Source organism: Yoonia sp. 2307UL14-13 (genome assembly GCF_037572755.1).
Taxonomy (GTDB): domain Bacteria; phylum Pseudomonadota; class Alphaproteobacteria; order Rhodobacterales; family Rhodobacteraceae; genus Yoonia.
On the sequence record NZ_JBBIFZ010000007.1, the window covers coordinates 127,148 to 150,889 of the forward strand.

Here is a 23,742-nt window from a genome sequence, read left to right on the forward strand (position 1 = left end):
ATCTCATCGATCACAAGCAGCGGCAAGACCCGATTGCCACCAGAATGGTCCAATCGCATCCCGGGTCCTGCTTTCAATCTCGACTTGATCCGAAATCACCCGTTCGACAAAAGTGCCGTCATCCACGCTTTCAATGCGGCATGTCAGGTTTTTGTCCTGATTGGTCAACGAGGCGCGCGTGATGTCCCATCCGTCCGAACGACGACCAAGGAAAACCTCACCATACATCCCGGGACCGCTGATCCACAAAAGCAGCCGCTGAACACCATCCGCCTCTCGGCTCAACGCCAGGGTATGCAGATCACTCTCCAGACGTGGCGACTTTGCCGGAAGGATGCCGGCCATCTTTTCTCTTCCGGTAAGGTCACCGGTCACCGGATCAGTGACGATCGTAACAAGGTCAGCGGCGGTCTTGTCCTCGGTCAAGACAAGCAGCACACGCTGCGTGAAAGTACTGCCCTGCCAGTTCCGGAGGTCACTGACCACCAACACGTCATTCAAATCAACCGCCGTCGGGACCTGTCCGTCAGCGCGTGCCGCCAACGGCTGGATCAGCAGGATCAGTGCAAGCCACCTCAGGGAAAGCATGGCTTTGGCCAATCTGTGTACCGCCATTCCGTCACCGACGGTGCGGGACCGGCAGGATACTCAACCACTTCGCCATCGGCCAATGTAATGACGGCCTTTCCGGCCATGTCAGGCAGGAATAGGCCCTCATAGACGACCTGACACACATTCTTGGCCACGTTAGTCTCGGCCTCGGTCCGATATGTCGTGATGTCGGCAATCTTAATCGCATCATCCGCAGCCTCGGTTAGCGAGATCGTCATGGTGAGCCCTGATTCAACGGATGAGGCCGACAAGACGACGCCCCATTCGTTACCGAAATGCATGTCATAGTTCATTTCGGCAAAACGGGACGGATCATATGGGAAGAGCGCTGGATTAACCACTACAGCCTGCAAAGCACCGGTATCCGGGTCGGAGATCGCGATGTAAAGCTCGACCGTTTCCCGACTTTCCGACAGCACCAGCGCAGCCAGGTCCTGATAGGCATCCTTGTTCCAGTTCAACTGCGCATATTCGTCGCCGGACAGGCCGGCCAATATCCGTTCGGGCGCGATCATCACCGGCTCTGCCAACGCGGACGGTGCGATGATCGCGCCAAGCAGAACCGTGAAGAAACGCATTTATCGCCCCTGAATGATCGTATCAGCGCAAACTATGCATACATAAAGGCAAAGCTCAACAAGTCTGCCTTGACAAGGTATGCTTGCCTTGGGCATCCAATATCAACGAAACCGATGATACAGGAGGACATTCATGACTGTGTTGATACCCCTCCCGGCTTGGGTGCGCTGAAGACGTTTCCGTTCCCTCGTCCGGTCTTTGCTGACCATATCAGGCCAGCCCACCTTACGCCTTTGACGAGGATACCCCATTGACTGAATTGACACGCGACGCCCTTGGCTGGTCGCCTTTCTACATGTCCCAGCTCGATATCGACGAACTGGAAAACCTCACCCCTGCCCGCATCACCAACGTGCATCGGGATCGGGTCAACGCATTATCTGAAGACGGCCCGCTCGAACTGACGCTTGATCCCGGTATCACGACCGCCGCCGTCGCCGTCGGTGATTGGGTGATGTGCGCGCCCGAACAGCACCGGCTGACCCGTGTGCTAGATCGTAAAACGGAACTCAGCCGCGGCACCGAGTACCATACCGGCGACAAACAACTGATCGCTGCCAATCTCGACACGCTGTTCATCACGACATCCTGCAACGATGACTTCAACGTCGCGCGGCTGGAACGGTATCTGGCGCTCGCACATGACGCGATGATCACGCCGGTGATCCTGATCACCAAGGCCGATCAGGCAGACGACCCGGACAGCTATAGCGACGCGGCGCGCAACCTCGGGCGCGATCTCGAGGTGCTGACGCTCAACGCCAAATCCGAAACCGTCGGCGACACGCTCGCCCCGTGGAGCGGCAAAGGACAAACCGTCGCCCTCACCGGCTCATCCGGCGTGGGCAAAACGACCATCGCCAACGCGCTGACCGGTGGTGCGGCGGAGACGCAGGCCATCCGCGAAGACGACGCGCGCGGGCGGCACACGACCACGGGGCGGTCGCTCCACCGCATCCCCGCGGGCGGGTGGCTGATCGACACGCCCGGGATGCGCGGCCTAGGGGTGGCTGACGTCGCTTACGGGATCGAGGCCACGTTTTCCGAAATCACGGAGCTGGCGGAGCACTGCAAATTCCGGGATTGCGAACACGAGACCGAACCGGGCTGCGCGGTGCAGGCGGCCATCGCGGCGGGTGATGTGGACCCGGAGCGGCTGAAGCGGTTCCAAAAGCTGAAGCGGGAAAACCGATACGCGACCGAGACCATCGCGCAGGCGCGCGAGCGGTACAAGAAGTTCGGGCGCATGGTCAAAAACGCGCAAAACCGGAAGAAGCGTTAGGGTCATGTCGTAAGGTGGGTTTCAATCCACCCTCACCCAAACCGCTTGAACGCCTCGATCTCAACCGCAAGGCGGGTCTGCAGGTCCGCAAGGATCTTCATCTCTGCCTTGCGCTGATCCGGGTCGGTCAAATCCGCCAACCGGGCCTTCGACGCGGCAATCTGCTCGCGCAACACACCCACCGGAGAACGCACCTCTGCATCCTTCGCCATCCGATCCAGCAAAGCATCCTTCGGATCGCCCGTCAGGTCCAACGGCTTGCCGGCACCGGGGAGATTATCAAACTCGCCCCGACGACGGGCCGCTTCGATCTGTTGGTCGATGAGAGAGATAAGAGGGTGGTCCATATCGTACTGACGGTTCGTGTATTCAGCGAGGTTCTCTGACAAGTCTATGCTGCCCGCAGCAGCTCAACAAAGTCTACTGGGTCGTAGAAATAGTTTCTGTACGCCGAGCGTAACTGTTTTGGATTCTCGGAGCGAACATAAACCGCATTTACACTTTCACCACTCTCCTCAAGCTCGGTCGCTTTTAAGATAGCAGGCGCCGCAGACCGGAATGATATAATATCCAACTGAAAATCTCCGTACTGGTCTCTAACAATACTTAGCACACTATGTTCGGTCAGCTTTTCCTCCACTTCAAATTGTTTAAGCAGCTCCAGCCTTCTAAGTATACCCATCGATTTTTCTAAACTCATTAATTGATCTCTTATCTCGTTGGTGGATCGGTCCAGAAATGCGCGCTCTAACTTCTCTTCGGTTCTTGCGATTAACTCACTCGCCAAAGCAAAAAATAATCCTCTGGCGGACCGATCCAGCTCAAACTTGGTTTTCTCACCATCCAATAAATCGGAAATCTCGACTGCGGTGGCCCATGCGTGTTGTGCGCGAGTACGATACTGAATTTCGACTAATAAACCGTCCCAGGGTTTTTTTGCCTCCAGTCTTTTCGATCCTCGTGGGTAGTGCCGGTAGACATCATGTATTCCACGATAGCCACTTGGTTTGGGAGAGTTTATGTAGTCGTATTTGTCTTTGGAGTGTCGAAGCTCATGCTCTACATTCCGCATCACACCAGATGAATGCAGATACTCTCGAAAGCTGGTAAGCTCGGCCAAATCATCAAATATCATACGACAACCCGCGAAATCATGCATACCGGTTACGTCTTTGATCAACGGCACGCCACTGGAGCTTGTTCTAAGTAGTTTATCAATGACTGTGTTTCGGCGTTTAAGCCGCTGGGCAAACTCCACCCACAACTCCTGTTTCGCGATGTGACCCTTTATCCAAGCCTGAAAAGTATTAATTACATAGCCATGCGAAGCACGCCACTGATCGACCAGTGCTATGTCCTCAGCGGTTGCGGTATGATCGGCGATTGCTCGTCCAGCTTTTCGAACTGCAGACTTACTTGCTGGTGGTTTTGGGTAGGCCAATCTCTCGTCCTCAGAAACGATTTCAAGACTTATGCTCGCGAATCGTAAAATATCTCTAAGCAATCAACTTAGTTAATCACCTCAGCATTAACCAGCCGCCCACCCCATCTGCGCCTCCGTCTCCACCGCGCAGGGCCGCACCTTTCGCAACCGCGCCAAGGCCGTCTCCGCGTCTTCCCCTGCCGCAATCATCAACCGCAGGCACATCATCCCTGACCGTCCGCAGCCGCCGAAGCAGTGGACCAGCACGCGCTTGCCCTGCCCCAGCACGCTCAGCGCTTCATCCCGGACGGGCGCCCAATCCCAACCCCTATCCGGTACGCCAAAATCCGCGACCGGGCAGTGCAGCCATCTGATCCCCGCATTCACCAGATCGGTGCCGAGCGACCCCGATCCTTTCCGTTCCAACTCCGCCTGCGTTGTCATGGAGATCACCAGCGCAGGCCCCCAGGCCTCCAGCCGCAACCAGTCGGTATAATAGTGCCGCGTGCGGCCCGGGATGGGGGTGATCGCCAGTTCACCCCCGCACACTTGCAGGCTGTGGATCACAAACTCAGGCAATCCCGTGCTCCACCACCTGCCCCGGATGCGCCACCGCCCATTCGGCGAGGAAATCGGCCACATCCGGCTCGCCCGCCAAATCCACGGCCCGTTTGGGCAGGGCCACCCCGTGTTCCAACACAAGGCGCAGGCAGGCAACATAATCGCGCTCTGCCCGTTCCGGGCAGTTCTCGGACCCATGGATGATCGTGCTCAGCAGCGTGCCGCCATAGCCGTTCACGTGGGACATATCGGGGCCGAGCCGCAGGAAGTAATCCAACATCTCCGGCAGCCCCTGCCACCCGGCCAGATGCACCGGCGGCATGCCCTGATGATCCGGCGCATCCCATGGCAGCCCGGCGGCGACCAAAGCCTGCACATGCGCCTCCCGCCCCGGCAGCCCAAGCAGTTCGCCAAGGATATTGCGGAACGGGCGCGGCACCTGATCAGCATCGATCCAGCGACCCTTCTCCACCTGCCCTTTCGCGCAATCAGCCAGGATCACCTCAACCGGTGACAACGGCTTCTGGGGCAGGCGTTCCCGCAGGGCGTCATTCCCATAAACACAAGCCGCCGCGTACGGTTGCACTCCATCCCACGTCAGGTCCGGGTCCGCCCCCGCTTCCAATAACAGATCAATCAAATCAGGCGGAGACATCCGCCGCGCCGCCTGAAACAAGGACGGGACGACAAAGGGCAATTCACCACCCACAGGCTCCCCCGCAAACTCGTTAGGATCCGCACCGGCGTCGAGCAACATCCGCACCGCTTTCACATCATGAAAATCCATCGCCCGCAGCATCGCATTCGTACCCGCCGGATCAGCACCATGGGCCAATAGCATCTGCAAGCCCTCGTGATGGCCCAATTCCGTCGCATGATAGAGGCTTTCATTGTCGTTCGGATCAGCCCCGTGATCCAAAAGCCATCGGCCCAAGGCCATGTTATCCGCATGCCCAATCGCGCCATAAAGAGCCGACAGCTTATGATCGCTGCCCGGCTCATGCGGGAAGCCGTCATTCATATCGGCCCCATACGCCAACAGCAATTCGGCGATAGCGAGCATATCCGCCTCCCGCTCCGGCCACAGCTTCAGCACCTTCGAAAACGCCAGATGCAGGATCGGACGGCGCGGGCCATAGGACCGGGTGGCGGCCTTCGGGTCATCCGCCAAAACCGCCCGCACCGCTGGCAAATCGAACAAAGCCACCTGCAGCCCAAACGCGCCTTCCGCCAAATCAGGCGTATCCCAGAGCAGTTCCTGCACCACATGCATCTGCCCGTGAAACAACGCCATCTTCAGCCGTTGCTGCTTGGTCGCGCGGTCCATGCCCTGTATCTCCACCGCGCGCTTCAGCTGCGGCCAGGACACAAAACTGTTCTCGCGCGCGATGACATGCAGAAAATCCGCCCGCTTGAGCGCGCCCTTGGCCCGCGGCTGAATCACGTCAATCCGCTGGATTGCCGCCTTATCACCGGCCTCATATCGTTTGTTTAAAACCTTCGCCTGCCGCCGCAGGCTATCCAGATCATCCATCATGGCTTCCTCACCAAATCACCCGCCGGTTCGCTGATCCGGGCATATGAGAAAGACCGTATGAGGTCATCTTGAAGGTCTTCATTGGGTGCATCACGCTTTCCGCGAACCTGGATGCCGCCCAACACGGCGTGCTTTGGTTAACGCGAAGGCTCGCCTTTCGCAAGTCCGCCGCTATTGTCGGGGAATGAATGACAAGAACAGCCTTGCTGAAGACCGCACGGATTGGGCGGAAGACCGGACGGACTGGGCCGAAGATCGGACGATCCTGGCCAATGAACGCACCTTTGCCGGCTGGATGCGGACCGGGATGGCGTGTCTTGGACTGGCGCTGGGACTGAAAGCCGTATTCAACGGCTTTTCACCCACATGGGTGCCGAAAGTGGTTGCCAACGTCTTTGTCCTGCTCGCGATCTTCATCTTCTGGGCCGCGCGGAACAAATCCTGCCAGACTCAACGGCGGATGAACGATCATGCGACCAACGCGCAATCGTCGACCAACATGACCATTATTGCGACCGTCCTGACCTGTGGGGCCATCGCGACCGGGGCGATCTTGTGGTGGTTTTGACATTCCAGCGCTGAGGGCACCGCCCGACCTGGAGGGCATTGGGATGTATGAGCTACAGGCAACATCGCCATATGCCTGACCTTCCGCTTCTTGAGACGCTGCAAAATCGCCCTCCGTGGGGAGGTCGGGCGATGCCCGGTGGCGCCCACCGGGCGGAACTCATGGGAAAGTACCATCTCCGTCCTGAGAGACACCAACCCACGATCCCCATAGACCTCCCCCCGCCCCACGCTTAGGCTGGCAACGTTCCGAATCCAAAGGCCCGCATGTCAGACCAACCCGCCTATCAAGTCCTCGCCCGTAAATACCGGCCCGAAACCTTTGCCGATCTGGTGGGGCAGGATGCGATGGTCCGCACCCTGCGCAACGCCTTCGCCGCCGACCGGATCGCGCAGGCTTTCATCATGACCGGCATCCGGGGCACCGGAAAGACGACGACCGCGCGGATTATCGCCAAGGGGATGAACTGCATCGGACCCGACGGGAAAGGCGGACCCACGACCGATCCTTGCGGGCAATGTGAACATTGCGTCGCGATCATGGAAGGGCGCCATGTCGATGTGATGGAGATGGACGCCGCCTCGCGCACAGGCGTCGGCGATATCCGTGAAATCATTGACAGCGTCCATTACCGCGCGGCCTCGGCCCGGTACAAGATATACATCATCGACGAAGTCCACATGCTGTCCAAAAGCGCCTTCAACGCGCTGTTGAAGACGCTCGAGGAACCACCCGAACACGTCAAATTCATCTTCGCGACAACCGAAATCCGGCAAGTCCCGGTCACCGTCTTGTCGCGCTGCCAGCGGTTTGATCTGCGGCGGATCGAGCCCGAGGTGATGATAGGCCTCCTCCGCAAAATCTCGGACGCCGAAAACGCACAGATCACCGACGATGCGCTGGCACTCATCACGCGCGCCGCGGAAGGGTCTGCCCGTGACGCGACCTCACTGCTCGATCAGGCGATCAGCCATGGAGCGGGCGAAACCACCGCCGATCAAGTCCGCGCCATGCTCGGCCTCGCTGACAGGGGGCGCGTGCTGGACCTCTTCGACATGATCCTGCGCGGCAAGGCGGCGGACGCGCTCACCGAACTCGGCGCGCAATACGCCGACGGGGCCGACCCGATGGCGGTGCTGCGCGACCTTGCCGAAATCTGCCACTGGGTCAGCGTGGTGAAAATCACCCCCGACGCGGCGGAAGACCCGACCATCAGCCCCGACGAGCGCAGCCGGGGTCAGACTATGGCCGCTGAGCTACCTATGCGGGTCCTGTCGCGGATGTGGCAGATGCTGCTGAAAGCGCTGGAAGAGGTCGCCATCGCACCCAACGCGATGATGGCCGCCGAGATGGCGGTGATCCGGCTGACCCATGTGGCGGACCTGCCCAGCCCGGATGAGCTGGTCAAAAAACTGCAAGACGCGACGCCACCGCCAACGGCACCCGCCGCACCACGCGGGGCGCCTGCTGGCACGACGGCCATGGCGGTGAGTCCTGCGCCGACCCACAGCGGATCGACCGGCCCGACGGGATCAGGCGCGCAAACGGCGACCGCCCTCGCCACGGACGCGCTGCAACACTACGCGCGGTTCGAGGATGTGGTCGCGCTCATCCGCACCCATCGCGATGTGAAACTGCTGGTCGAGGTCGAAACCGGCCTGCGGTTGGTCAGCTATCAGCCGGGACGGATTGAGGTAAACCCGACACCTGACGCCAGCCCGGACCTGATCGGGCGGCTCGGATCGCGGCTGCAAGCCTGGACGGGCAATCGCTGGGCGATCAGCGTCGCCGAAGGCGGCACGCCGACCATCGCCGAAACGCGGGATGCAGCGGCAAACGCGCTCAAGGCGCAGGCAGAACAACACCCGCTCGTGCAGGCGGTCATCAAAACCTTCCCCAAGGCCAAAATCACCGACATCCGCACCGAAGACGACAAAACCCAGGACGCGCTCGAAGACGCGCTGCCCGAAGTGGACGAAGAATGGGATCCATTCGACGAGGATTGATCGGGGGCGTCACCCTGCTGGTCCCAAATTCAGCCGCCGCAGATGCCTGCCAGCAACAAAGACCCGGCTGGACGGGAGGACAGGTGTCTGCGTGGGAAGAGGTGATCTTTCTGGCCCAGACCCCCATCGTGCTTGCCTTGCTTATCGCGACGGCGCTTGTAATCCGGCTGCGCAGCCAATGGGGCGGGCTGATCGTTGTGATCGGTTGGAGTATCTTCACCTATATGCTGATCGCGACGCAGATTTTCGCCGACATCCGTGCCGAGGGCTGCGCGGGCTCTCCGGCCTTGTTCATCGGGCTCGCCACTGCAATATGTATCGGGATCGTGCTTTACACGACGCCTCAGACGGGGCGGCAAAAATGACAGGAGATCAAAAATGCTCAAAGGACTAGGCGGCCTTGGCGATATGGCCAAGATGATGAAGCAGGCGCAGGAAGTGCAGGGCAAGATGGCCCAAATGCAGGAAGAGCTGGATACAATCACGGTCACCGGCGAAAGCGGGGCGGGGCTGGTCAAGGCGACGGCGACCGCCAAGGGCGAACTGAAAGGGCTCGACATCGACCCATCGATCTTCAACGGGGACGACAAGGAAGTGGTCGAAGACCTCATCCTGGCCGCAATCAAGGACGCGCAAACCAAGGCAAACGAACGCGCGCAGGAAGAAATGGGGAAGATTACCGAAGGTTTGGGCCTACCACCCGGGGTGAACCTGCCATTCTAAGACCTACGAAATCCAGGCGTGTTTCCGGATCGGGTATGATTGACGGCACCGGACATCCGCGCGGCATGTTTTCGCATCTGCGTCGTTCATTGGCGCGCTGGTGCGCATCCCTCGTATGCCTTTCGGCGCTCGCCCCATCTGCCACAGCGCAGGACTGGGTCACACCGGAATATTGCGCCATTACCGATGATCAGATCGCGGCCCTGACGACCGCTGATCTGGTTGATCCCACGGCGGACGAACCCGAAAACGGGCTTGGGCGTCTGTGGCAAATCACGTCATCCGACGGGGCCGTGTCCCACCTTTGGGGCACTATGCATTCCAGCGACGCACGCATCTTGCGGCTGCCGCAGACAATGCGCGACCATCTGGATCAGTCCCGCATTCTGGCGCTAGAGGTTGATTTCCGGTTCGCCGATCGCGACGCGATGGTCGAAACCTATAGCTACGCAAACTGGTGGCAGGACCCGTGGCTTCCCCACAAACCAGTCCTGTTTCTTGCGGGCGCCGACCCTCGGATTGAAAAGTGGATCGAAAACCGGGTCCTGTCCCAAGGCTATCAAGCCGACGATTACCGGCATATGAGCCCGGGTGGCATCTTGAGCCTTTTACTGGGTGATCCATGCGATGATTTCAATGCAGGCCTGATCCCCTATCAGGATTACTACCTCATGTCGCTGGCCCATATCCACGGCACCCCGATCATGGGGCTAGAGTCGCCAGACGCGATGATGACAATGATCAACGACCCCGCCAATATCGACTATGCGCAGGCGATGATCACGACCTACGGCGCTTATTTGGAACCACAAGAAACCAATGCAGCGCGCATCAATTTCATGGCGCAATATCATCGCGGCCAGATCGGACAGATGATGGTGGCTGATGACGTCTACGTCGCCGATTTGCTAGGCCCCAACGGCCAGGCCGCAGTCGCGCTCCGCGATGATTATCTGCTGTCGCAACGCAATCGCGACTTCCTTGCCGCTGCGATGGGTGAACTTGAAGAAGGCGGACTTTTCGTGGCGATTGGCGCGTTTAATCTTCCCGGAGAAACCGGGTTGGTTACGATGATGCGCGACGCGGGCTTTGCCGTCGTCCGCATCCCGGTCGAGGGCGAAGATGAGTAACGGCACCGAAGACCTGGATCATTTGATCGCACTGATGGCCAAACTGCCGGGCCTCGGCCCGCGTTCCGCGCGGCGTGCCGTGTTGCATCTGGTCAAGAAACGCAGCCTGATCCTGCTGCCACTGGCCGAAGCGATGCACAAGGTCGGCAGCACGGTGCGCGAATGCCTCAACTGCGGGAACATCACCACCTCGGATATCTGCGATATCTGTGCGTCCGAGAAACGTGCCGTCGGGCAGATCGCGGTCGTCGAAGACGTGGCTGACCTTTGGGCAATGGAACGCAGCGGGGTCTTCAAAGGACGCTATCACGTCCTTGGCGGCACCCTGTCTGCCCTCGATGCCATCGGCCCGGAAGAACTGCGCATCCCGAAACTGATCGACCGGATCAAAAGCGAAGAGATCAGCGAAGTCATCCTCGCCCTTGGCGCCACGATCGATGGACAGACGACAGCGCATTACATCGCCGACCAACTGCCCGACATCACCGTCACATCACTCGCGCAGGGGGTGCCTGTGGGCGGTGAACTCGATTATCTGGACGACGGAACGATCACCGCCGCGCTGAACGCGCGGAAGGCGCTGTAATCATTTTCGCGCCAACGCCTCTGCCAGCAGATCGAACACGATCCTGATCCGCTTGCTGGTCTTCAACTCGCGATGGGTCGCCAACCATGCCGGGAATGTGACCGGCGGGTGATCCGGGATGGCCTTGCGCAACTCCGGGTCGTCCGCGCAGAGTTTATCCGGCAAGACACACATGCCCAAACCGGCCTTCATCAACTGCCACATCACCACACCGCTGTCGGATCTCGCACGAAACTGCGCGGGGTCGGCCCGAAATCCGAAGGCGGCCATGCTTGCCACCATCACCTCGATATCAGGTGGCCCGATCAAATCGTGGCCGCGCAAGTCATCAGCGGTCGGCGGATAGCCGCGCGCAGCGAAATAATCGACTGATCCGTAAAGATTCGCCGCCATATCCGACACGTGTTTGGCGATCAGGTCCGGCTGATCCGGGCGAACATGGCGAATGGCGATATCGGCCTCGCGCCGGGTCAGGTTCTCGATCCGGTTCGAGGCGACGACATGAACGTCGATGCCCGGTGCCGCTTTGCGAAGATCAACCAGTACATCCGGCAAAAACTGCGCAGCAAGCAGGTCACTCGCCGTCACCGTCACGGTACCCGACACATCCTGCGACTGACCGCTGGCGACCATCGACACCCGACTTGCCGCCTCGCCCATCGCCTGAACATGCTCCACAAGATCGCGGCCAGCGCCGGTCAGCGCCAATGATCGGCCGCCGCGTTCGAACAAGGTCACGCCCAGCGCTTCTTCCAGCCCAGTCACCTGTCGGCCCACGGTCGGCTGTGTGGACCCCAGCGCGCGGGCCGCACCGCTGAGCGAACCCTCCTCGACCGTTGCGAGAAACGCCCGGATCTGGTTCCAATCAAAGGAAATCGCCTGCCAGTTCATACAATCATGTATAGCTGAGGTGCGAATTCAGGCAATTCCTCTGTCAAGTGCGCATGGGTATGTTTCAGCCAATGACAAATCAACGCCACAAAAGGAAAACCGCCATGACCGAAGCCGCCTTTTGGGATCGCCTCGCCCTCAAATATTCGCGCAAACCGATCGACAACGTTCCCGCCTACGAGGCCACGCTCGACCGCACCCGCACCTTTCTGCACGCCGATGACCATATCCTCGAAATGGGCTGCGGAACGGGCGGCACTGCGATCCTGCTTGCGCCATCCGTCGCGCATGTGACCGCCACGGATATCTCGGAAAAGATGGTCGAGATCGCGCGTGCGAAGAAACAGCCCGGCAATGTCAGCTTTCAGCAGGCCGCCGCCCTGTCACCCGTGCCGGATGCGCCTTTCGACGCCATCTGCGCCTTCAACCTGCTGCACCTGCTGCCTGACCTGCCAAAGGCGCTTGCGCATCTGAAGGCATCGGTCAAACCGGGTGGTTTCGTGATCACAAAGACCCCGTGCCTGGGCGAGATGAACATGTTCTTGCCGATCGCGATCGGTGCGATGCGGTTGGTCGGTCGGGCACCCTACGTGAACAGCTTCACCATCAATGCGCTGGAGCAGGCTTTCCGCGAGACCGGATTCACACTGGTCGAGACGGCGCATTTTCTGGATCAAAAGAACAGCCGTTTTATCGTAGCGAAGCATAGATAGCTCAGCCGGTTCATGTCCCGGCCATACGGCGCTCGGGTCCCAAAAAAAGCCCCGCCTTGGCGGGGCTTTTTATCAATCGTCTTTCTCGTCGCTTTCATCATCATCGGGCAGGTTGAAAAAGCTGTCCGCATCGGAAACATCGCGATCATCCGGCTTTTCTTCCTCATCCTCGTCATCGCGGGGATCGGACAGGCTGAATGTCTCGAGGCCCGCCATTGCCGCAGGCATCTTTGGCTCTGGCTCCATGCCCAGCGACTGTTCGGTACTGACCAGCTTGCGCCGCTCATCATCGGACATTACCGTGCCTTCCTTCGCCTTCTTCGCGTTGGCTTTCTGCACGGCCATGTCCAGTTCGGACTGCTTGCACAGGCCCAAGGCGACCGGATCGATCGGGTCGATATTGTTGATGTTCCAATGGGTCCGATCGCGGATCGACTGGATCGTCGGCTTGGTCGTCCCGACCAGCTTGGAAATCTGGCCGTCCGTCAATTCCGGGTGGAACTTCACCAGCCAATAGATCGAGGCCGGACGATCCTGCCGCTTGGACAAGGGAGTGTACCGCGGCCCACGACGCTTTTCCTCACCGGCAGAGGCAGGGTTATACAGCAGCTTCAGCTTATGCATCGGGTTGTTTTCGGCCTTGTCGATCTCTTCCTGGGTCAACTGCTTGTTCGCAATAGGGTCGAACCCTTTCACGCCGGTCGCCACATCACCATCGGCGATCCCCTGTACCTCTAATTCATGCAAACCGCAGAAATCGGCGATCTGCTTGAACGTGATCGTGGTATTGTCGCACAGCCAGACAGCGGTCGCCTTGGCCATGATCGGTGTATTTGACATCGCTTCTCTCCTATCAGCCGACAAAGCTGTCCCGCGCCCTGTCTTGGGCTGACCTGAATGTCAGGCCGGGTTCGCATTGTCAGGGAACTTGACGCCTATATAAGGGCCGCGTTGCCCAGAGGAAAGGTCAAAAATGCGCTGGCTGATTGCGGCATTCGCCCTCATCACAACCCCGGTCACTGCGGACGATATCGCAGGCGAATTCGACTATTACGTTTTGTCATTGTCGTGGTCCGCCAACTGGTGCGCGCTTGAGGGCGACGCCCGCAACTCCCGCCAATGCGACCCCGCTGAAGATCACGGCTGGATCCTGCACGGGCTGTGGCCACAATATGAAAGCGGCTATCCTGAATACTGCCGGTCGTCTTATCGCCCCCCTAGCCGCGGCGATACCGCAGCGATGGCCGACATCATGGGTACATCCGGCCTCGCCTGGCACCAGTGGCGCAAGCATGGGGTTTGCTCTGGCCTGTCGCCAGACGATTACTACGACCTGTCGCGCCAGGCTTACGGCCAGATCACACGGCCGGAGGTGTTCCGGCAACTCGAAAACCCGATCACCCTACCCGCGAAAGTGGTGGAAGAGGCCTTCATCCGCGACAACCCGACCCTGATGCCCGATCACATCACCATCACCTGCCGCGACGGCTACATCCAAGAGGCCCGCATCTGCCTGGACCGCAATCTCGCCCCCCGGCTTTGCGGAGACGACGTGGTGCGGGATTGCACGCTGGATGACGCGCAATTCGATCCGATCCGGTGATCAACCATCACCATCTGTCCACAGCCTTGCGGCAAACGTCATCCCCCGCCTATGCTCGTATCATTGTCATGTGGGGATTTCGTATGAAACATGTTCTGATCTTGGCTTTGCTTTTCTCGGCAAACGCGCTGGCCGCGCAGCAATTAGATGTCGAATTCGACATCCTCGAAGATGATCAGGCCGCCGGATGCGCTGGCAGCATCGTGTCGGGTCTTGACCCGAACGGCGACGGCTTTCTGGCCGTCCGGACCGGACCGGGCGCGGACTATCGGAAGGTGGACGAATTGCGAAACGGCGATCTTGTCCGGACCTGCGCGCAAAGCGGCAAATGGTTCGGGGTCTATTACGGCGACCCACGCCGCGTCGGATGGGTGCACGGGAACTGGCTGATCGATGGCGCAGGCTAGGCCAAGTCGTTAACGTTAACCTTTGGCACCGCACTTGAAGGTCCGATGGAATTCCGATGAAAGTCCGATGGAATTCCGACACCGTTTTCCCGGAGAAATGAGCAATGGTTAACGCTGAAAAACCGGTCCTTCTGGTGGATGTGGATGGAGTGCTTATTTTCCCGAATGACCCTGACGCGACGCACTGGACAGCCAATCTGAAACGCGATGTCGGGTTCGAAAGGAAAGCGCTCAGCGACCACTTCTTCCGCCCCTTCTGGAAAGACATCGTCACCGGAAAAGACACGCTCATGCCACGTCTGGAACAGGCCTTGCAGGCCATGGGCAGCACCGTCAAAGCGACTGATCTGCGCGACTATTGGTTCGCCAATGATGCGCGCCGCAACGTCCCTTTGATCGCTTGGGTCGATGCCCAACGCGATGCCGGACACCGGGTCATGCTCGCCACAAATCAAGAGCACGAAAGGGCGGCTTACATCATGGATACCATCGGCCTCAGCGCCCATTGCGACGGCATCTACTACTCTGCCGCCCTTGGTATGGCCAAGCCCAACGCATTGTTTTTCCATGAAATATCAAAGCGCGAAGGGCGTCCGCTCCAAGACATGATCTTCATCGACGACACCAAAGCCAATGTCGAAGCCGCCCGCGCCGAAGGCCTCCTCGCCATCCACTATACCGGCCAACCGCCCGATCAGCTCACCACCGCCATCGTCAGCGGCGACGCCTGATCCTCCAGCGCTTCGATCACGTTGAAATGGTGCTGATCCGGGGCGACGACATGGTCACACGCCCACGCCTCCCCCAACCAACGCGCCTGATCCAGAAAGGCGGGCCGCTCATCCGCGCCCACCCACACGTTCACCGGAACCGACGGCGCCATCATATGCACCGGGCTTTCCGCCCGCGCCTCGATCTCATCGATCCGCAAGTCCTTGTTCATGCTGGTTTTCATCAGCGGGGCGAGGTCCGACACCGGCGACACCGATACCACCTTTTCCACCCGCTCCGCCCCCGCGACACGGGCCACCAAATGCCCCCCGGCGGAATGCCCGACCAGCCGCACAGGCCCAGGCACACGGTCCGCGATGACTGTCACAGCCTGTCCAATCTGCTGCGTAATCTCGCCAATCCGCACATCGGGGCACAGATCATAAGACGGCATCGCGACCGCCCAGCCATGCCCCAACGGCCCCGCCGCCAAATGCGACCAGTAGGATTTGTCGAAGCGCAGCCAATAGCCCCCGTGCACGAAGATCACGACCCCCTTTGCCAGCCGCGGGGGATGGAACATATCGACCACTTGACGCGGGCTTTCACCGTAGGGCAAATCCAACTCGCACATCACGCGGTCCCGAAACGCGGCAGCCGCGGCGGCCCATTTGTCCGGGTAGCTATCCCCATCCGGAATATAGGCCCCGTTGGCATAAGCATCGTCCAATTCCATTGATCCCCCCGTCGCCACGCCCTAACTGTTTCACAAATAGCGCAAATCATCTGGGAGACGATCATGCTCGACGACACCACAAACCTCAAATCAATGCTGTCGCGCCCGGATCTGATCTGCGAGGCGGCGTTTCTTGGTGGCGAATGGGTACAGGCAAAATCGGGCAAGACATTCGACGTGGTGAACCCGGCAAGGGGCGACGTGATCGCCAAAGTGCCTGACCTCAGCCGGGACGAAGTCGCCGAGGCCATCGCCGCCGCCGAAAAGGCGCAGAAACCATGGGCCGCGAAGACGGCGAAGGAACGGTCGCAGGTCTTGCGCAAATGGTTCGATCTGATGATGGCGAACCAAGAAGACCTCGCCATCATCATGACCGCCGAACAGGGGAAACCGCTGGCCGAGGCCCGGGGCGAGGTCGCCTATGGCGCCAGCTTTATTGAGTGGTTTGCAGAGGAAGCGCGCCGGGTCTACGGCGAAACCATCCCCGGCCATCAGGCCGACAAGCGGATCACGGTTATCAAGCAACCCATTGGTGTTGCAGCCGGAATCACGCCATGGAACTTCCCCAACGCGATGATCGCGCGCAAGGCCGCACCCGCGCTAGCAGTGGGCTGTTCCTTCGTTGTGCGGCCCGCGTCGTTGACGCCCCTCTCTGCGCTGGCCATGGCGAAACTGGCGGAGGAAGCTGGGCTGCCAAAAGGGCTGTTGTCGGTCGTAACCTCAACCTCGTCCTCTGACGTAGGAAAAGAATTCTGCGAAAACCCCATAGTGCGCAAACTGACCTTCACCGGCTCGACCGAGGTGGGGCGCATCCTGCTGAAACAGGCCGCCGATCAGGTCATGAAATGCTCGATGGAGTTGGGCGGCAACGCGCCTTTCATTGTCTTCGACGATGCTGACCTCGACGCAGCTGTCGAAGGTGCCATCGCCTGCAAATTTCGCAACAACGGGCAAACCTGCGTCTGCGCCAACCGGATTTACGTGCAGAAGGGTGTCTATGACGCCTTCGCCCAAAAGCTGAAAAAGGCCGTCGAGGATCTGAAGGTCGGCGACGGGATGGAAGACGGGGTGGCACTCGGGCCGCTGATCGAACCCGATGCGGTGGACAAGGTACAGGAACACCTGGATGACGCACTGGAAAAGGGCGGTGAAATCCTGACAGGCGGCAAACCGCACGATCTGGGCGGGCAGTTCTTTGAACCCACGATCCTCACCAACGCGACACAGGACATGAAGGTCAGCACCGAAGAAACCTTTGGCCCCTTCGCGCCGCTCTTCATGTTCGAAGACGAAGACGACGTGATCGCCAAGGCCAACGACACGATCTTCGGGCTGGCGTCATACTTTTACGCAAAGGATATCAGCCGGGTGACCAAGGTCGCGGAAGCCTTGGAATACGGGATCGTCGGCGTGAACACGGGGATCATCTCGACCGAGGTCGCGCCTTTCGGAGGTGTCAAGCAGTCCGGGCTGGGGCGCGAAGGATCAAGCCACGGGATCGAGGATTATCTGGAAATGAAATACATCTGCACGAGTGTCTGACATGATCATCCGCGATGCGACCGCCAAAGATGTCCCGCAAATGAGCGCTTTCCTGACGCGGCTGACGGAGATGGGCAAGCGGACCCGCCCAAGCGACGAGGGCTTTGTGCTGGGGCATTACATCAATGCGCCGCACAAAATTCAGTGCGCGCTGGCCGAAGAAGACGGGGTTGTCCTTGGCTTTCAATGGCTGGGCGTCGCTGTCGAAAATGACGAATTCGGCGTCACGCCCGGCTGGGGCGTCGTTGGCACCCATGTGAATCCTGATGCCGCAAGGCGCGGTGTCGGCCGTGCCTTGTTTCCGGTGACCGTCAAGGCTGCCGAAGCACATGGTCTGAAACATATCGACGCCAGCATCGGCGCCGACAACGCCGAGGGCCTCGGCTATTATGAGGCGATGGGCTTTCGCACCTACCGCACACCTGAAGGCCGTATCTGCAAGCGCTATGATATCTGATCGGCGCGGCAAGGTTCCTTGAACCGCCATGGCCGGACATCGTAGAAGATCGCAAAATCAATCACTTTCCCGGGGCTCAACGTGGCAAAACCAGAATACGTCGTCGTCTCGACCATGAAGAACGAGGGCCCCTATATCATCGACTGGGTGGCCCATTACAAAACGCTTGGGTTCGATCATATCCTGGTCTGCACGAACGATTGCACCGACCCGACGGTCGACATCCTGCTGCGCTTGCAAGAGATGGGCCTAGTCACCCAGCACAACACAATCGTGCGCCGGGCAGGCATTCATCGCAGCGCATTGCGGCAGGCCAGCCGACGCTATGACGTGGTGAAAGACGCCAAATGGGTCTTTGTCTGCGATGCAGATGAATACCTGAACGTCCATATGGGCGATGGCAGTGTCCGGGCTCTGGTGGAGGGCTCTGGCGATGATGCCGATGTCATTTCCGTCCCGTGGCGGATTTTCGGCCCGGATAATGTGCAGGATTTCGTCGATGAACCGGTAACGACCCAGTTCAGGAAGGGTGAGTTTGCATGGGATGCCGAATTGCGCCCGCAGACCGGCAAATTCGTCAAATCGCTATACACCAACCAGCACAAGTTCCAGCGGATGGGCCTGCACGCGCCTGTCTCTCTGGAAGAGCATATCGCGGACACCAAACGTGTTCTGCCCGGCGGGATGGATTATGTGGTCCATGGCGAACGAACCGAGCACCCGCCCCTGTTCACCCATGCGCAGGTCAATCACTACGCGCTACGATCGATGAGCAGTTTCCTGATCAAACGGGCGCGCGGACGGGCCAACCATTCGCATCACGTGTTGGGGTTGGAGTATTGGAACAAATTCAACCTGAATGATGAGACAGACACGACGATTGACCGCTATGCTGAGGCAAGCGGCGCGCTAGCGGCAGAGTTGAAATCGGATCCGGCGTTGAGCGAACTTCACCAAAAGGCAGTGGACTGGCATCAGCGCAAGGCAGCGTCACTGATGATGGATCCAGAGCTTGATGCACTGGTTGGGCCGTTGCGGGACTCGATCACCGCTTCCGAAGCGTAGCCCTCAGGCGGCGCGGCGCACCACATCACCGCGCGGTGCGATCAGGGCCAGCAGCAGTGCCGCTTCGAACCCGCGCAGGACCGGGCGGCAGGTCTTGTCGTGCGACATGTCTTCAATCGTGCAGCCCTCCTGCACGTCCCAACCACTGGCTGTAGCGATCGCAGCATGAGCCGCATCCCCCAGAAACAGGCTTTCCGACCAGCATCCATTTGCCATGATAAGCTGGTGCGCATCAAACAACAGGTGGAAATAATGGGCGGGCGCATCGCTTTCATCCACGAAAGCGGCCCCATGACGTACCATCTGCTGGGCCGAGACCAGCACCTCTTCGGCACCGAAATGCAATGCCGCCAGCCCGGACATTATCAGAACCCGATGCGCTGGCGAGACGTGAATGGGTCGATCGTTGCCCACAAGGCCGGCAGGAATCACAACGGGTCTGGCATCGGGGTGCCACCGCAATATCTGCCGCCCGATCGGCGCGGCCCGCACGGCGCGGAGCGGGACAAAGCCGTGATCCTTGGTCAGAACACGCATGCCCGGCCGCAGCTCTTGCACAGGGATGTCACCTTGTTCCGTTCTGATCAGCGTGCCGGCGCAAAAGCAGACCGGTCCCGGTGTCCCCGGGTTTGGTGAACCGGTTGTGAAATCGCCATCCGCATCACGAACGAATGACGTGGCATTCGGTGCACCATTCGCGAATACCTCACCCCCGACCTCGTTCGTACCGGGGAAGCCCGCTGGCGGAGATACCGTCAGCGGATTGCTTCCGTATGAAAGGAAGATGTAGTCGCCTGTATCAGCGTTTACCAGATAGAGAACATCTGCCCGGTTTTGACCGCCAGCAGTTTCACCGTCCGGGATAAAGTTCGTGCCGTTGCTGTCGCCCGAGTCGAAAAAGCCCGCTGGCGGGGTACCGCTGTACTCGCCGACAACCGTTGCCGTTGCACCATCGTCAACCGTCGGTGAACCAGCTGTCGCGAAATCGAACAGCAACCCATTGGTCTGTGACCAAAGCTGATAATCGCTGAGGTCGACAGTACCGCCGGAGTTATTCTGGATCTCGATAAATTCGTCCGACTTGTTCGAACTTCCGTCACCATCTGTGTTGAAGCCACTGCCGCCGATATTGTCGGCAAGGATTTCGCTGAAAAACAATCCATCGAGAAAGGCGGGCATGTGAGGTCTCCTTCAGCGCTTACGACACTGCACCTAAAGCCTTTGCGCAAGTCCGCAAAGAACGAACCGGCCTATTTTGGCGAAAAAAAGCAAAATGTGCCCAAGGATTGACCTTTGGCCTGCGTCTTACCAAACGTGATGCGCATGATGACAAGCGACGAGGACCTGGCAGAGGCGGCGGCCCACGGCGACGGGGCGGCCTTTGCGAGCCTGCTCGATCGGCACTATGACCGGCTTTTCGCCTTCTGCTTTCGCCTAACCGGTGTGCGGGCCGAGGCGGAGGATCTGACGCAGGATATCTGCGCCGCGCTGCCCGCCAAGCTCGCCAGCTATCAGCGGCGGGCGAAGGTGACGACATGGCTCTACCGCGTCGCTGTCAACGCAGCCCATGACCGCCGCCGCAAGCGCGCCACCTATACCAAGGCGACCGAGGGCTGGGGCGATTGGGAAACGAACCGAACCGCCGCCGCGCGTGACACGAATGAACAACTGGATTGGCTGACGATGGCCATGAACCAACTGAACGAAGACCTGCGCGACACGCTCGCCCTTGTGCTGGACGACATGACCCACGCCGAGGCGGCGCAAGTGCTGGGTGTCAGCGAAGGCACGATCAGCTGGCGGATATCGGAAGCCAAAAAAGCCCTGCGGGCGATCAAGGAAAAGGAGGACGTGGCATGACAGACGATCTGAACGACCTCAAGGCAATGATGGATAGGGCGACCCCCCGCCCCGATGCGGCGCGGCGGGCGGAAAATCTGGCTCTGGCCCAGAAAAATTTCGAAGATCTCCAAGGATCGCGCAAGGCGGCGCGTCCCACTCCTGCAAACCGGCCGAAGGGCCTTTGGACAGGAGTAAAGACCATGCTGAACACATTTACCTCAAAAGCTGCGCTGACGACGACCACGGCGCTTGTCGCCTGCGGCTTTCTGTTTTTGACGCCGCAAGGGCAGGATTTGCTGTCGCCACCGACGGACGGAGAACTGACGCGATCAGAATTTGATGGAGACGTCGCTCAGCCCGAGGTCGAACGGGAACCGTTTCGTGCAGAGGACATGCCGTCAGATATGATCTTGCGGGAACCTCTCGGGGATGATGAAGCCGAGGTGATCCAATCACCGCCGCGTGCGCCAACGCCCGAGATTACTGAAGCAGTGCCGAAAAATGATGAGGCTTCCACCATCGATCTGACGTTTGGGGATGGTGAAACGGTTCGCGTGCCCGTTCAGCCGTCCAATACTGCCAGCGTGCGACCAGAACCCAGAGAGCGGGTCGTCGAAAATATAGACGAACTTGCTGCGGAAAGCGCAGAAACGGCGCTACAACAGAGCGCCGATAGCTCAAGCATTCTGCTCGGAGTAACCGACTCCATCACGCCCGCCCCTGTTCCCACCGCTCCCTTAGCGCCACCACCAACAGCACGTTCGATTGCGCAAACAGCGCCACCAGCCATCGGGGCTCAGTCAAATAATTCTTCCGATTTTACCGCCGCCGATATGGGCGCGATCTTCGACGAAGTTGCCCCAGCCCCCGCACCTGCCACCGAAGCCTTCCCCACAGAGGCCCTCAATGACCTGAAAATCACGTCTGAGGACCCCGTCTCCACCTTCTCCATCGACGTGGACACGGCAGCCTATTCGGTCGTGCGCTCATCGCTGACGGGAGGCCAACTGCCTCCGCCCCAAGCGGTCCGCATCGAGGAAATGATCAACTATTTCCCCTATGACTACCCAGCTCCCGACGCGGGTGAGGCGCCGTTCCGTCCGACCGTCAGCGCCTTCCCGACCCCGTGGAACGCCGACACGCAACTGGTCCACATTGCCCTGCAGGGCGAAATGCCAGCATTGGACGACCGCCCGCCGCTGAACCTCGTCTTTCTGATCGACACGTCAGGGTCGATGAACCAGCCGAATAAGCTGCCGCTGCTCAAGCAGTCCTTCCGCCTGATGCTCGACCAGTTGCGGCCAGAGGATGAGGTGGCCATCGTCGCCTATGCGGGCAGCGCCGGGCAGGTGCTGGCGCCCACCCCGGCCTCCGACCGGCAGACGATCCTGCAAGCGATCCAATCGCTGCAGCCGGGTGGCGGCACGAATGGGCAAGGCGGGCTGCAGCAGGCTTACGCCATTGCTGATAGGATGGCCGAAGACGGTGAAGTTGGGCGTATCCTCCTTGCGACCGATGGTGATTTCAACGTCGGCATCAGCAACCCCGACGCGCTGAAAGACTTCATCGCCGACAAGCGCGAGACCGGCACGTACCTCTCCGTCCTCGGCTTCGGACGTGGCAATCTGGACGACGCAACGATGCAGGCGCTCGCCCAGAACGGCAATGGGACGGCGGCCTATATCGACACGCTGAACGAGGCGCAGAAGGTGCTGGTCGATCAGCTGTCAGGCGCGCTTTTCCCCATCGCTGGCGACGTGAAAGTGCAAGTTGAATTCAATCCTGAGCAAGTCGCCGAATACCGATTGATCGGGTATGAGACGCGCGCGTTGGCCCGTAAGGATTTCAATAACGACAAGGTCGATGCGGGTGAACTCGGTGCGGGCCACGCAGTGACCGCAATCTACGAAATCACCCCCGTCGGCAGCCCGGCCCAACTGAGCGACCCGCTGCGTTATGCGCCCAACACCGTCGCGGCATCATCCGAGGAACTCGGCTATGTCAAACTGCGCTACAAGGAGCCGGGTGAGGATACCAGCCAACTGATCGAGACCCCGATCATCGGCAGCGACATCCCCGGAGCCGAGGCGAACTTTGCCGCCGCCATCGCGGGTTTCGGGCAACTCCTACGCGATGACCGTTATCTTGGCGATTGGGGTTATGACGACGCCATCGCGTTGGCCAATGCGAACCGCGCCGAAGACCCGTTCGGGTATCGGACGGAGGCGGTGCAGCTGATGCGGCTGGCGCAGAGTTTGTCGCGGTAGCGCGCGTGGATTTCACCCACCCGAAGCCATTGATACTTGCCCCGGACCTGATCCGGGGTCTTTCACAAATCCTCAAATAAAATGTTGCAGAAGGCACCAGCAAATCTTAACAAACCGCCCTTGAAAAAGGTGATGCGACGCACTCAAAACACCTGATCGCGGAATTGAGGTACAGAAATGCACGGTAAGCGGATGAGCAGTATCTTTGGTTGCTGTCTGACCCTCATAGCTCAGAATGTAATGGCCGAGACTTGCCTGCGCCCACCTGATGACGAGGTGATCGAAAACATACTGGCCGTCTATCTCGAGGCACAACCGACAACAATAATATCCGGCGAAAGCGGCGTTTGGGCGGAAGTGCCATTGGTACGATATGCGTCAGTGGACGACTTTCAAAGGGAATTTCCGGATTGTTGTACGGTGCTTCAAAGCGGCCCCGAAGGTTGGATGCCCGACAGCACTTTGGCAGACAGGCTGGATTTTGGCGGTAGTGTCCGAATA

At 59.5% G+C, this 23,742-nt stretch carries 26 protein-coding genes; 16 read left to right on the forward strand and 10 right to left on the reverse strand.

Annotation, left to right across the window (positions count from 1 at the left end; all coding sequences use genetic code 11):
• Nucleotides 1–3 precede the first annotated feature (3 nt).
• Together V8J85_RS16375 and V8J85_RS16380 are read right to left on the reverse strand one after the other, a co-directional pair.
• On the reverse strand, nucleotides 4–588 hold the full coding sequence (locus V8J85_RS16375) for a hypothetical protein (RefSeq protein ID WP_339954839.1): 585 nt from the start codon (nucleotides 586–588) through the stop codon (nucleotides 4–6).
• Entirely contained in the window at nucleotides 576–1,190 is a 615-nt protein-coding gene (locus tag V8J85_RS16380) for a hypothetical protein (RefSeq protein ID WP_339954840.1), read from the reverse strand. Before V8J85_RS16380 ends, V8J85_RS16375 begins: the two co-directional genes overlap by 13 nt.
• A 251-nt stretch (nucleotides 1,191–1,441) precedes the next feature.
• Here V8J85_RS16380 and rsgA point away from each other — a divergent pair, with 251 nt between their 5' ends.
• On the forward strand, nucleotides 1,442–2,473 hold the full coding sequence (rsgA, locus tag V8J85_RS16385; protein WP_339954841.1) for a ribosome small subunit-dependent GTPase A: 1,032 nt from the start codon (nucleotides 1,442–1,444) through the stop codon (nucleotides 2,471–2,473).
• A gap of 32 nt (nucleotides 2,474–2,505) precedes the next feature.
• On the opposite strand, the gene V8J85_RS16390 is transcribed toward rsgA, so the two are convergent.
• From V8J85_RS16390 to V8J85_RS16405, 4 genes are all read right to left on the reverse strand, one after another.
• On the reverse strand, nucleotides 2,506–2,862 hold the full coding sequence (locus tag V8J85_RS16390; RefSeq protein ID WP_339954842.1) for a DnaJ family domain-containing protein: 357 nt from the start codon (nucleotides 2,860–2,862) through the stop codon (nucleotides 2,506–2,508).
• Nucleotides 2,863–2,864: 2 nt separating this feature from the next.
• Nucleotides 2,865–3,914: a RelA/SpoT domain-containing protein gene (locus tag V8J85_RS16395; RefSeq protein ID WP_339954843.1), complete on the reverse strand. Its 1,050-nt coding sequence runs from the start codon at nucleotides 3,912–3,914 to the stop codon at nucleotides 2,865–2,867.
• 87 nt (nucleotides 3,915–4,001) lie between these two features.
• Nucleotides 4,002–4,475, reverse strand: a complete 474-nt coding sequence (locus V8J85_RS16400; RefSeq protein WP_339954844.1) for a phosphatase domain-containing protein — start codon at nucleotides 4,473–4,475, stop codon at nucleotides 4,002–4,004.
• Nucleotides 4,468–5,994 (reverse strand): ankyrin repeat domain-containing protein, encoded by a 1,527-nt coding sequence (locus V8J85_RS16405; RefSeq protein ID WP_339954845.1) that lies wholly within the window; start codon nucleotides 5,992–5,994, stop codon nucleotides 4,468–4,470. The genes V8J85_RS16400 and V8J85_RS16405 overlap by 8 nt, the downstream gene beginning before the upstream one ends.
• Before the next feature lie 184 nt (nucleotides 5,995–6,178).
• Between V8J85_RS16405 and V8J85_RS16410 the strand changes: the two genes are divergently transcribed.
• The 6 genes from V8J85_RS16410 to recR all read left to right on the forward strand — a co-directional run bounded on the left by V8J85_RS16410 (nucleotide 6,179) and on the right by recR (nucleotide 11,007).
• Nucleotides 6,179–6,562 carry a YidH family protein gene (locus V8J85_RS16410; protein ID WP_339954846.1) on the forward strand — a complete coding sequence of 128 codons (384 nt, stop codon included), beginning with the start codon at nucleotides 6,179–6,181 and terminating at the stop codon, nucleotides 6,560–6,562.
• A gap of 266 nt (nucleotides 6,563–6,828) precedes the next feature.
• The gene (locus V8J85_RS16415) at nucleotides 6,829–8,568 is read left to right on the forward strand and encodes a DNA polymerase III subunit gamma/tau (RefSeq protein WP_339954847.1); all 1,740 of its coding nucleotides are present in this window, start codon (nucleotides 6,829–6,831) and stop codon (nucleotides 8,566–8,568) included.
• Nucleotides 8,544–8,933 (forward strand): hypothetical protein, encoded by a 390-nt coding sequence (locus tag V8J85_RS16420; protein WP_339954848.1) that lies wholly within the window; start codon nucleotides 8,544–8,546, stop codon nucleotides 8,931–8,933. Before V8J85_RS16415 ends, V8J85_RS16420 begins: the two co-directional genes overlap by 25 nt.
• A gap of 13 nt (nucleotides 8,934–8,946) precedes the next feature.
• The gene (locus V8J85_RS16425) at nucleotides 8,947–9,291 is read left to right on the forward strand and encodes a YbaB/EbfC family nucleoid-associated protein (RefSeq protein ID WP_339954849.1); all 345 of its coding nucleotides are present in this window, start codon (nucleotides 8,947–8,949) and stop codon (nucleotides 9,289–9,291) included.
• Nucleotides 9,292–9,326: 35 nt separating this feature from the next.
• Nucleotides 9,327–10,421: a TraB/GumN family protein gene (locus V8J85_RS16430; protein ID WP_339954850.1), complete on the forward strand. Its 1,095-nt coding sequence runs from the start codon at nucleotides 9,327–9,329 to the stop codon at nucleotides 10,419–10,421.
• Nucleotides 10,414–11,007 carry a recombination mediator RecR gene (recR, locus tag V8J85_RS16435; RefSeq protein WP_339954851.1) on the forward strand — a complete coding sequence of 198 codons (594 nt, stop codon included), beginning with the start codon at nucleotides 10,414–10,416 and terminating at the stop codon, nucleotides 11,005–11,007. The genes V8J85_RS16430 and recR overlap by 8 nt, the downstream gene beginning before the upstream one ends.
• Here recR and V8J85_RS16440 read toward each other — a convergent pair whose 3' ends face one another.
• Nucleotides 11,008–11,898, reverse strand: coding sequence for a LysR family transcriptional regulator (locus V8J85_RS16440; RefSeq protein ID WP_339954852.1), 891 nt, complete (start codon nucleotides 11,896–11,898; stop codon nucleotides 11,008–11,010).
• A gap of 104 nt (nucleotides 11,899–12,002) precedes the next feature.
• On the opposite strand from V8J85_RS16440, the gene V8J85_RS16445 reads away from it, so the two are divergent.
• Nucleotides 12,003–12,611: a class I SAM-dependent methyltransferase gene (locus V8J85_RS16445; RefSeq protein ID WP_339954853.1), complete on the forward strand. Its 609-nt coding sequence runs from the start codon at nucleotides 12,003–12,005 to the stop codon at nucleotides 12,609–12,611.
• A gap of 72 nt (nucleotides 12,612–12,683) precedes the next feature.
• On the opposite strand, the gene V8J85_RS16450 is transcribed toward V8J85_RS16445, so the two are convergent.
• On the reverse strand, nucleotides 12,684–13,451 hold the full coding sequence (locus V8J85_RS16450) for a DUF1013 domain-containing protein (RefSeq protein WP_339954854.1): 768 nt from the start codon (nucleotides 13,449–13,451) through the stop codon (nucleotides 12,684–12,686).
• Between the two features lie 133 nt (nucleotides 13,452–13,584).
• On the opposite strand from V8J85_RS16450, the gene V8J85_RS16455 reads away from it, so the two are divergent.
• The 3 genes from V8J85_RS16455 to V8J85_RS16465 all read left to right on the forward strand — a co-directional run bounded on the left by V8J85_RS16455 (nucleotide 13,585) and on the right by V8J85_RS16465 (nucleotide 15,352).
• The gene (locus tag V8J85_RS16455; protein ID WP_339954855.1) at nucleotides 13,585–14,214 is read left to right on the forward strand and encodes a ribonuclease T2; all 630 of its coding nucleotides are present in this window, start codon (nucleotides 13,585–13,587) and stop codon (nucleotides 14,212–14,214) included.
• A gap of 83 nt (nucleotides 14,215–14,297) precedes the next feature.
• Nucleotides 14,298–14,621, forward strand: coding sequence for an SH3 domain-containing protein (locus V8J85_RS16460; protein WP_339954856.1), 324 nt, complete (start codon nucleotides 14,298–14,300; stop codon nucleotides 14,619–14,621).
• 104 nt (nucleotides 14,622–14,725) lie between these two features.
• Nucleotides 14,726–15,352, forward strand: coding sequence for an HAD-IA family hydrolase (locus V8J85_RS16465; protein WP_339954857.1), 627 nt, complete (start codon nucleotides 14,726–14,728; stop codon nucleotides 15,350–15,352).
• Here V8J85_RS16465 and V8J85_RS16470 read toward each other — a convergent pair.
• A complete protein-coding gene (locus tag V8J85_RS16470) occupies nucleotides 15,316–16,068 on the reverse strand; it encodes an alpha/beta hydrolase (protein ID WP_339954858.1) in 753 nt (250 codons plus the stop codon). The two genes, V8J85_RS16465 and V8J85_RS16470, sit on opposite strands and share 37 nt — an antisense overlap.
• A 63-nt stretch (nucleotides 16,069–16,131) precedes the next feature.
• On the opposite strand from V8J85_RS16470, the gene V8J85_RS16475 reads away from it, so the two are divergent.
• The 3 genes from V8J85_RS16475 to V8J85_RS16485 all read left to right on the forward strand — a co-directional run bounded on the left by V8J85_RS16475 (nucleotide 16,132) and on the right by V8J85_RS16485 (nucleotide 19,132).
• Nucleotides 16,132–17,610: an NAD-dependent succinate-semialdehyde dehydrogenase gene (locus V8J85_RS16475; RefSeq protein ID WP_339954859.1), complete on the forward strand. Its 1,479-nt coding sequence runs from the start codon at nucleotides 16,132–16,134 to the stop codon at nucleotides 17,608–17,610.
• 1 nt (nucleotide 17,611) lies between these two features.
• The gene (locus V8J85_RS16480) at nucleotides 17,612–18,067 is read left to right on the forward strand and encodes a GNAT family N-acetyltransferase (protein WP_339954860.1); all 456 of its coding nucleotides are present in this window, start codon (nucleotides 17,612–17,614) and stop codon (nucleotides 18,065–18,067) included.
• 81 nt (nucleotides 18,068–18,148) lie between these two features.
• A complete protein-coding gene (locus tag V8J85_RS16485) occupies nucleotides 18,149–19,132 on the forward strand; it encodes a glycosyltransferase family 2 protein (RefSeq protein WP_339954861.1) in 984 nt (327 codons plus the stop codon).
• A gap of 3 nt (nucleotides 19,133–19,135) precedes the next feature.
• On the opposite strand, the gene V8J85_RS16490 is transcribed toward V8J85_RS16485, so the two are convergent.
• Complete coding sequence (locus tag V8J85_RS16490; protein WP_339954862.1) at nucleotides 19,136–20,311, reverse strand: Hint domain-containing protein; 1,176 nt, start codon at nucleotides 20,309–20,311, stop codon at nucleotides 19,136–19,138.
• A 144-nt stretch (nucleotides 20,312–20,455) separates the two neighbouring features.
• On the opposite strand from V8J85_RS16490, the gene V8J85_RS16495 reads away from it, so the two are divergent.
• Together V8J85_RS16495 and V8J85_RS16500 are read left to right on the forward strand one after the other, a co-directional pair.
• On the forward strand, nucleotides 20,456–20,992 hold the full coding sequence (locus V8J85_RS16495) for an RNA polymerase sigma factor (RefSeq protein ID WP_339954863.1): 537 nt from the start codon (nucleotides 20,456–20,458) through the stop codon (nucleotides 20,990–20,992).
• The gene (locus tag V8J85_RS16500) at nucleotides 20,989–23,241 is read left to right on the forward strand and encodes a vWA domain-containing protein (protein WP_339954864.1); all 2,253 of its coding nucleotides are present in this window, start codon (nucleotides 20,989–20,991) and stop codon (nucleotides 23,239–23,241) included. Before V8J85_RS16495 ends, V8J85_RS16500 begins: the two co-directional genes overlap by 4 nt.
• The last annotated feature ends 501 nt before the right edge of the window (nucleotides 23,242–23,742 follow it).

Bases quoted from the DNA above. Each gene is read 5' to 3' on its own strand.
- V8J85_RS16460 (WP_339954856.1), top strand. From the start codon at position 14,298: ATGAAACATGTTCTGATCTTGGCTTTGCTTTTCTCGGCAAACGCGCTG.
- V8J85_RS16455 (WP_339954855.1), top strand. From the start codon at position 13,585: ATGCGCTGGCTGATTGCGGCATTCGCCCTCATCACAACCCCGGTCACT.
- V8J85_RS16420 (WP_339954848.1), top strand. From the start codon at position 8,544: ATGGGATCCATTCGACGAGGATTGATCGGGGGCGTCACCCTGCTGGTC.
- recR (WP_339954851.1), top strand. From the start codon at position 10,414: ATGAGTAACGGCACCGAAGACCTGGATCATTTGATCGCACTGATGGCC.
- V8J85_RS16440 (WP_339954852.1), bottom strand. From the start codon at position 11,898: ATGAACTGGCAGGCGATTTCCTTTGATTGGAACCAGATCCGGGCGTTT.
- V8J85_RS16380 (WP_339954840.1), bottom strand. From the start codon at position 1,190: ATGCGTTTCTTCACGGTTCTGCTTGGCGCGATCATCGCACCGTCCGCG.
- V8J85_RS16495 (WP_339954863.1), top strand. From the start codon at position 20,456: ATGATGACAAGCGACGAGGACCTGGCAGAGGCGGCGGCCCACGGCGAC.
- V8J85_RS16500 (WP_339954864.1), top strand. From the start codon at position 20,989: ATGACAGACGATCTGAACGACCTCAAGGCAATGATGGATAGGGCGACC.
- V8J85_RS16405 (WP_339954845.1), bottom strand. From the start codon at position 5,994: ATGATGGATGATCTGGATAGCCTGCGGCGGCAGGCGAAGGTTTTAAAC.
- V8J85_RS16375 (WP_339954839.1), bottom strand. From the start codon at position 588: ATGCTTTCCCTGAGGTGGCTTGCACTGATCCTGCTGATCCAGCCGTTG.
- V8J85_RS16490 (WP_339954862.1), bottom strand. From the start codon at position 20,311: ATGCCCGCCTTTCTCGATGGATTGTTTTTCAGCGAAATCCTTGCCGAC.
- V8J85_RS16445 (WP_339954853.1), top strand. From the start codon at position 12,003: ATGACCGAAGCCGCCTTTTGGGATCGCCTCGCCCTCAAATATTCGCGC.
- V8J85_RS16450 (WP_339954854.1), bottom strand. From the start codon at position 13,451: ATGTCAAATACACCGATCATGGCCAAGGCGACCGCTGTCTGGCTGTGC.
- V8J85_RS16480 (WP_339954860.1), top strand. From the start codon at position 17,612: ATGATCATCCGCGATGCGACCGCCAAAGATGTCCCGCAAATGAGCGCT.
- V8J85_RS16425 (WP_339954849.1), top strand. From the start codon at position 8,947: ATGCTCAAAGGACTAGGCGGCCTTGGCGATATGGCCAAGATGATGAAG.
- V8J85_RS16475 (WP_339954859.1), top strand. From the start codon at position 16,132: ATGCTCGACGACACCACAAACCTCAAATCAATGCTGTCGCGCCCGGAT.
- V8J85_RS16410 (WP_339954846.1), top strand. From the start codon at position 6,179: ATGAATGACAAGAACAGCCTTGCTGAAGACCGCACGGATTGGGCGGAA.
- V8J85_RS16465 (WP_339954857.1), top strand. From the start codon at position 14,726: ATGGTTAACGCTGAAAAACCGGTCCTTCTGGTGGATGTGGATGGAGTG.
- V8J85_RS16430 (WP_339954850.1), top strand. From the start codon at position 9,327: ATGATTGACGGCACCGGACATCCGCGCGGCATGTTTTCGCATCTGCGT.
- V8J85_RS16470 (WP_339954858.1), bottom strand. From the start codon at position 16,068: ATGGAATTGGACGATGCTTATGCCAACGGGGCCTATATTCCGGATGGG.
- V8J85_RS16415 (WP_339954847.1), top strand. From the start codon at position 6,829: ATGTCAGACCAACCCGCCTATCAAGTCCTCGCCCGTAAATACCGGCCC.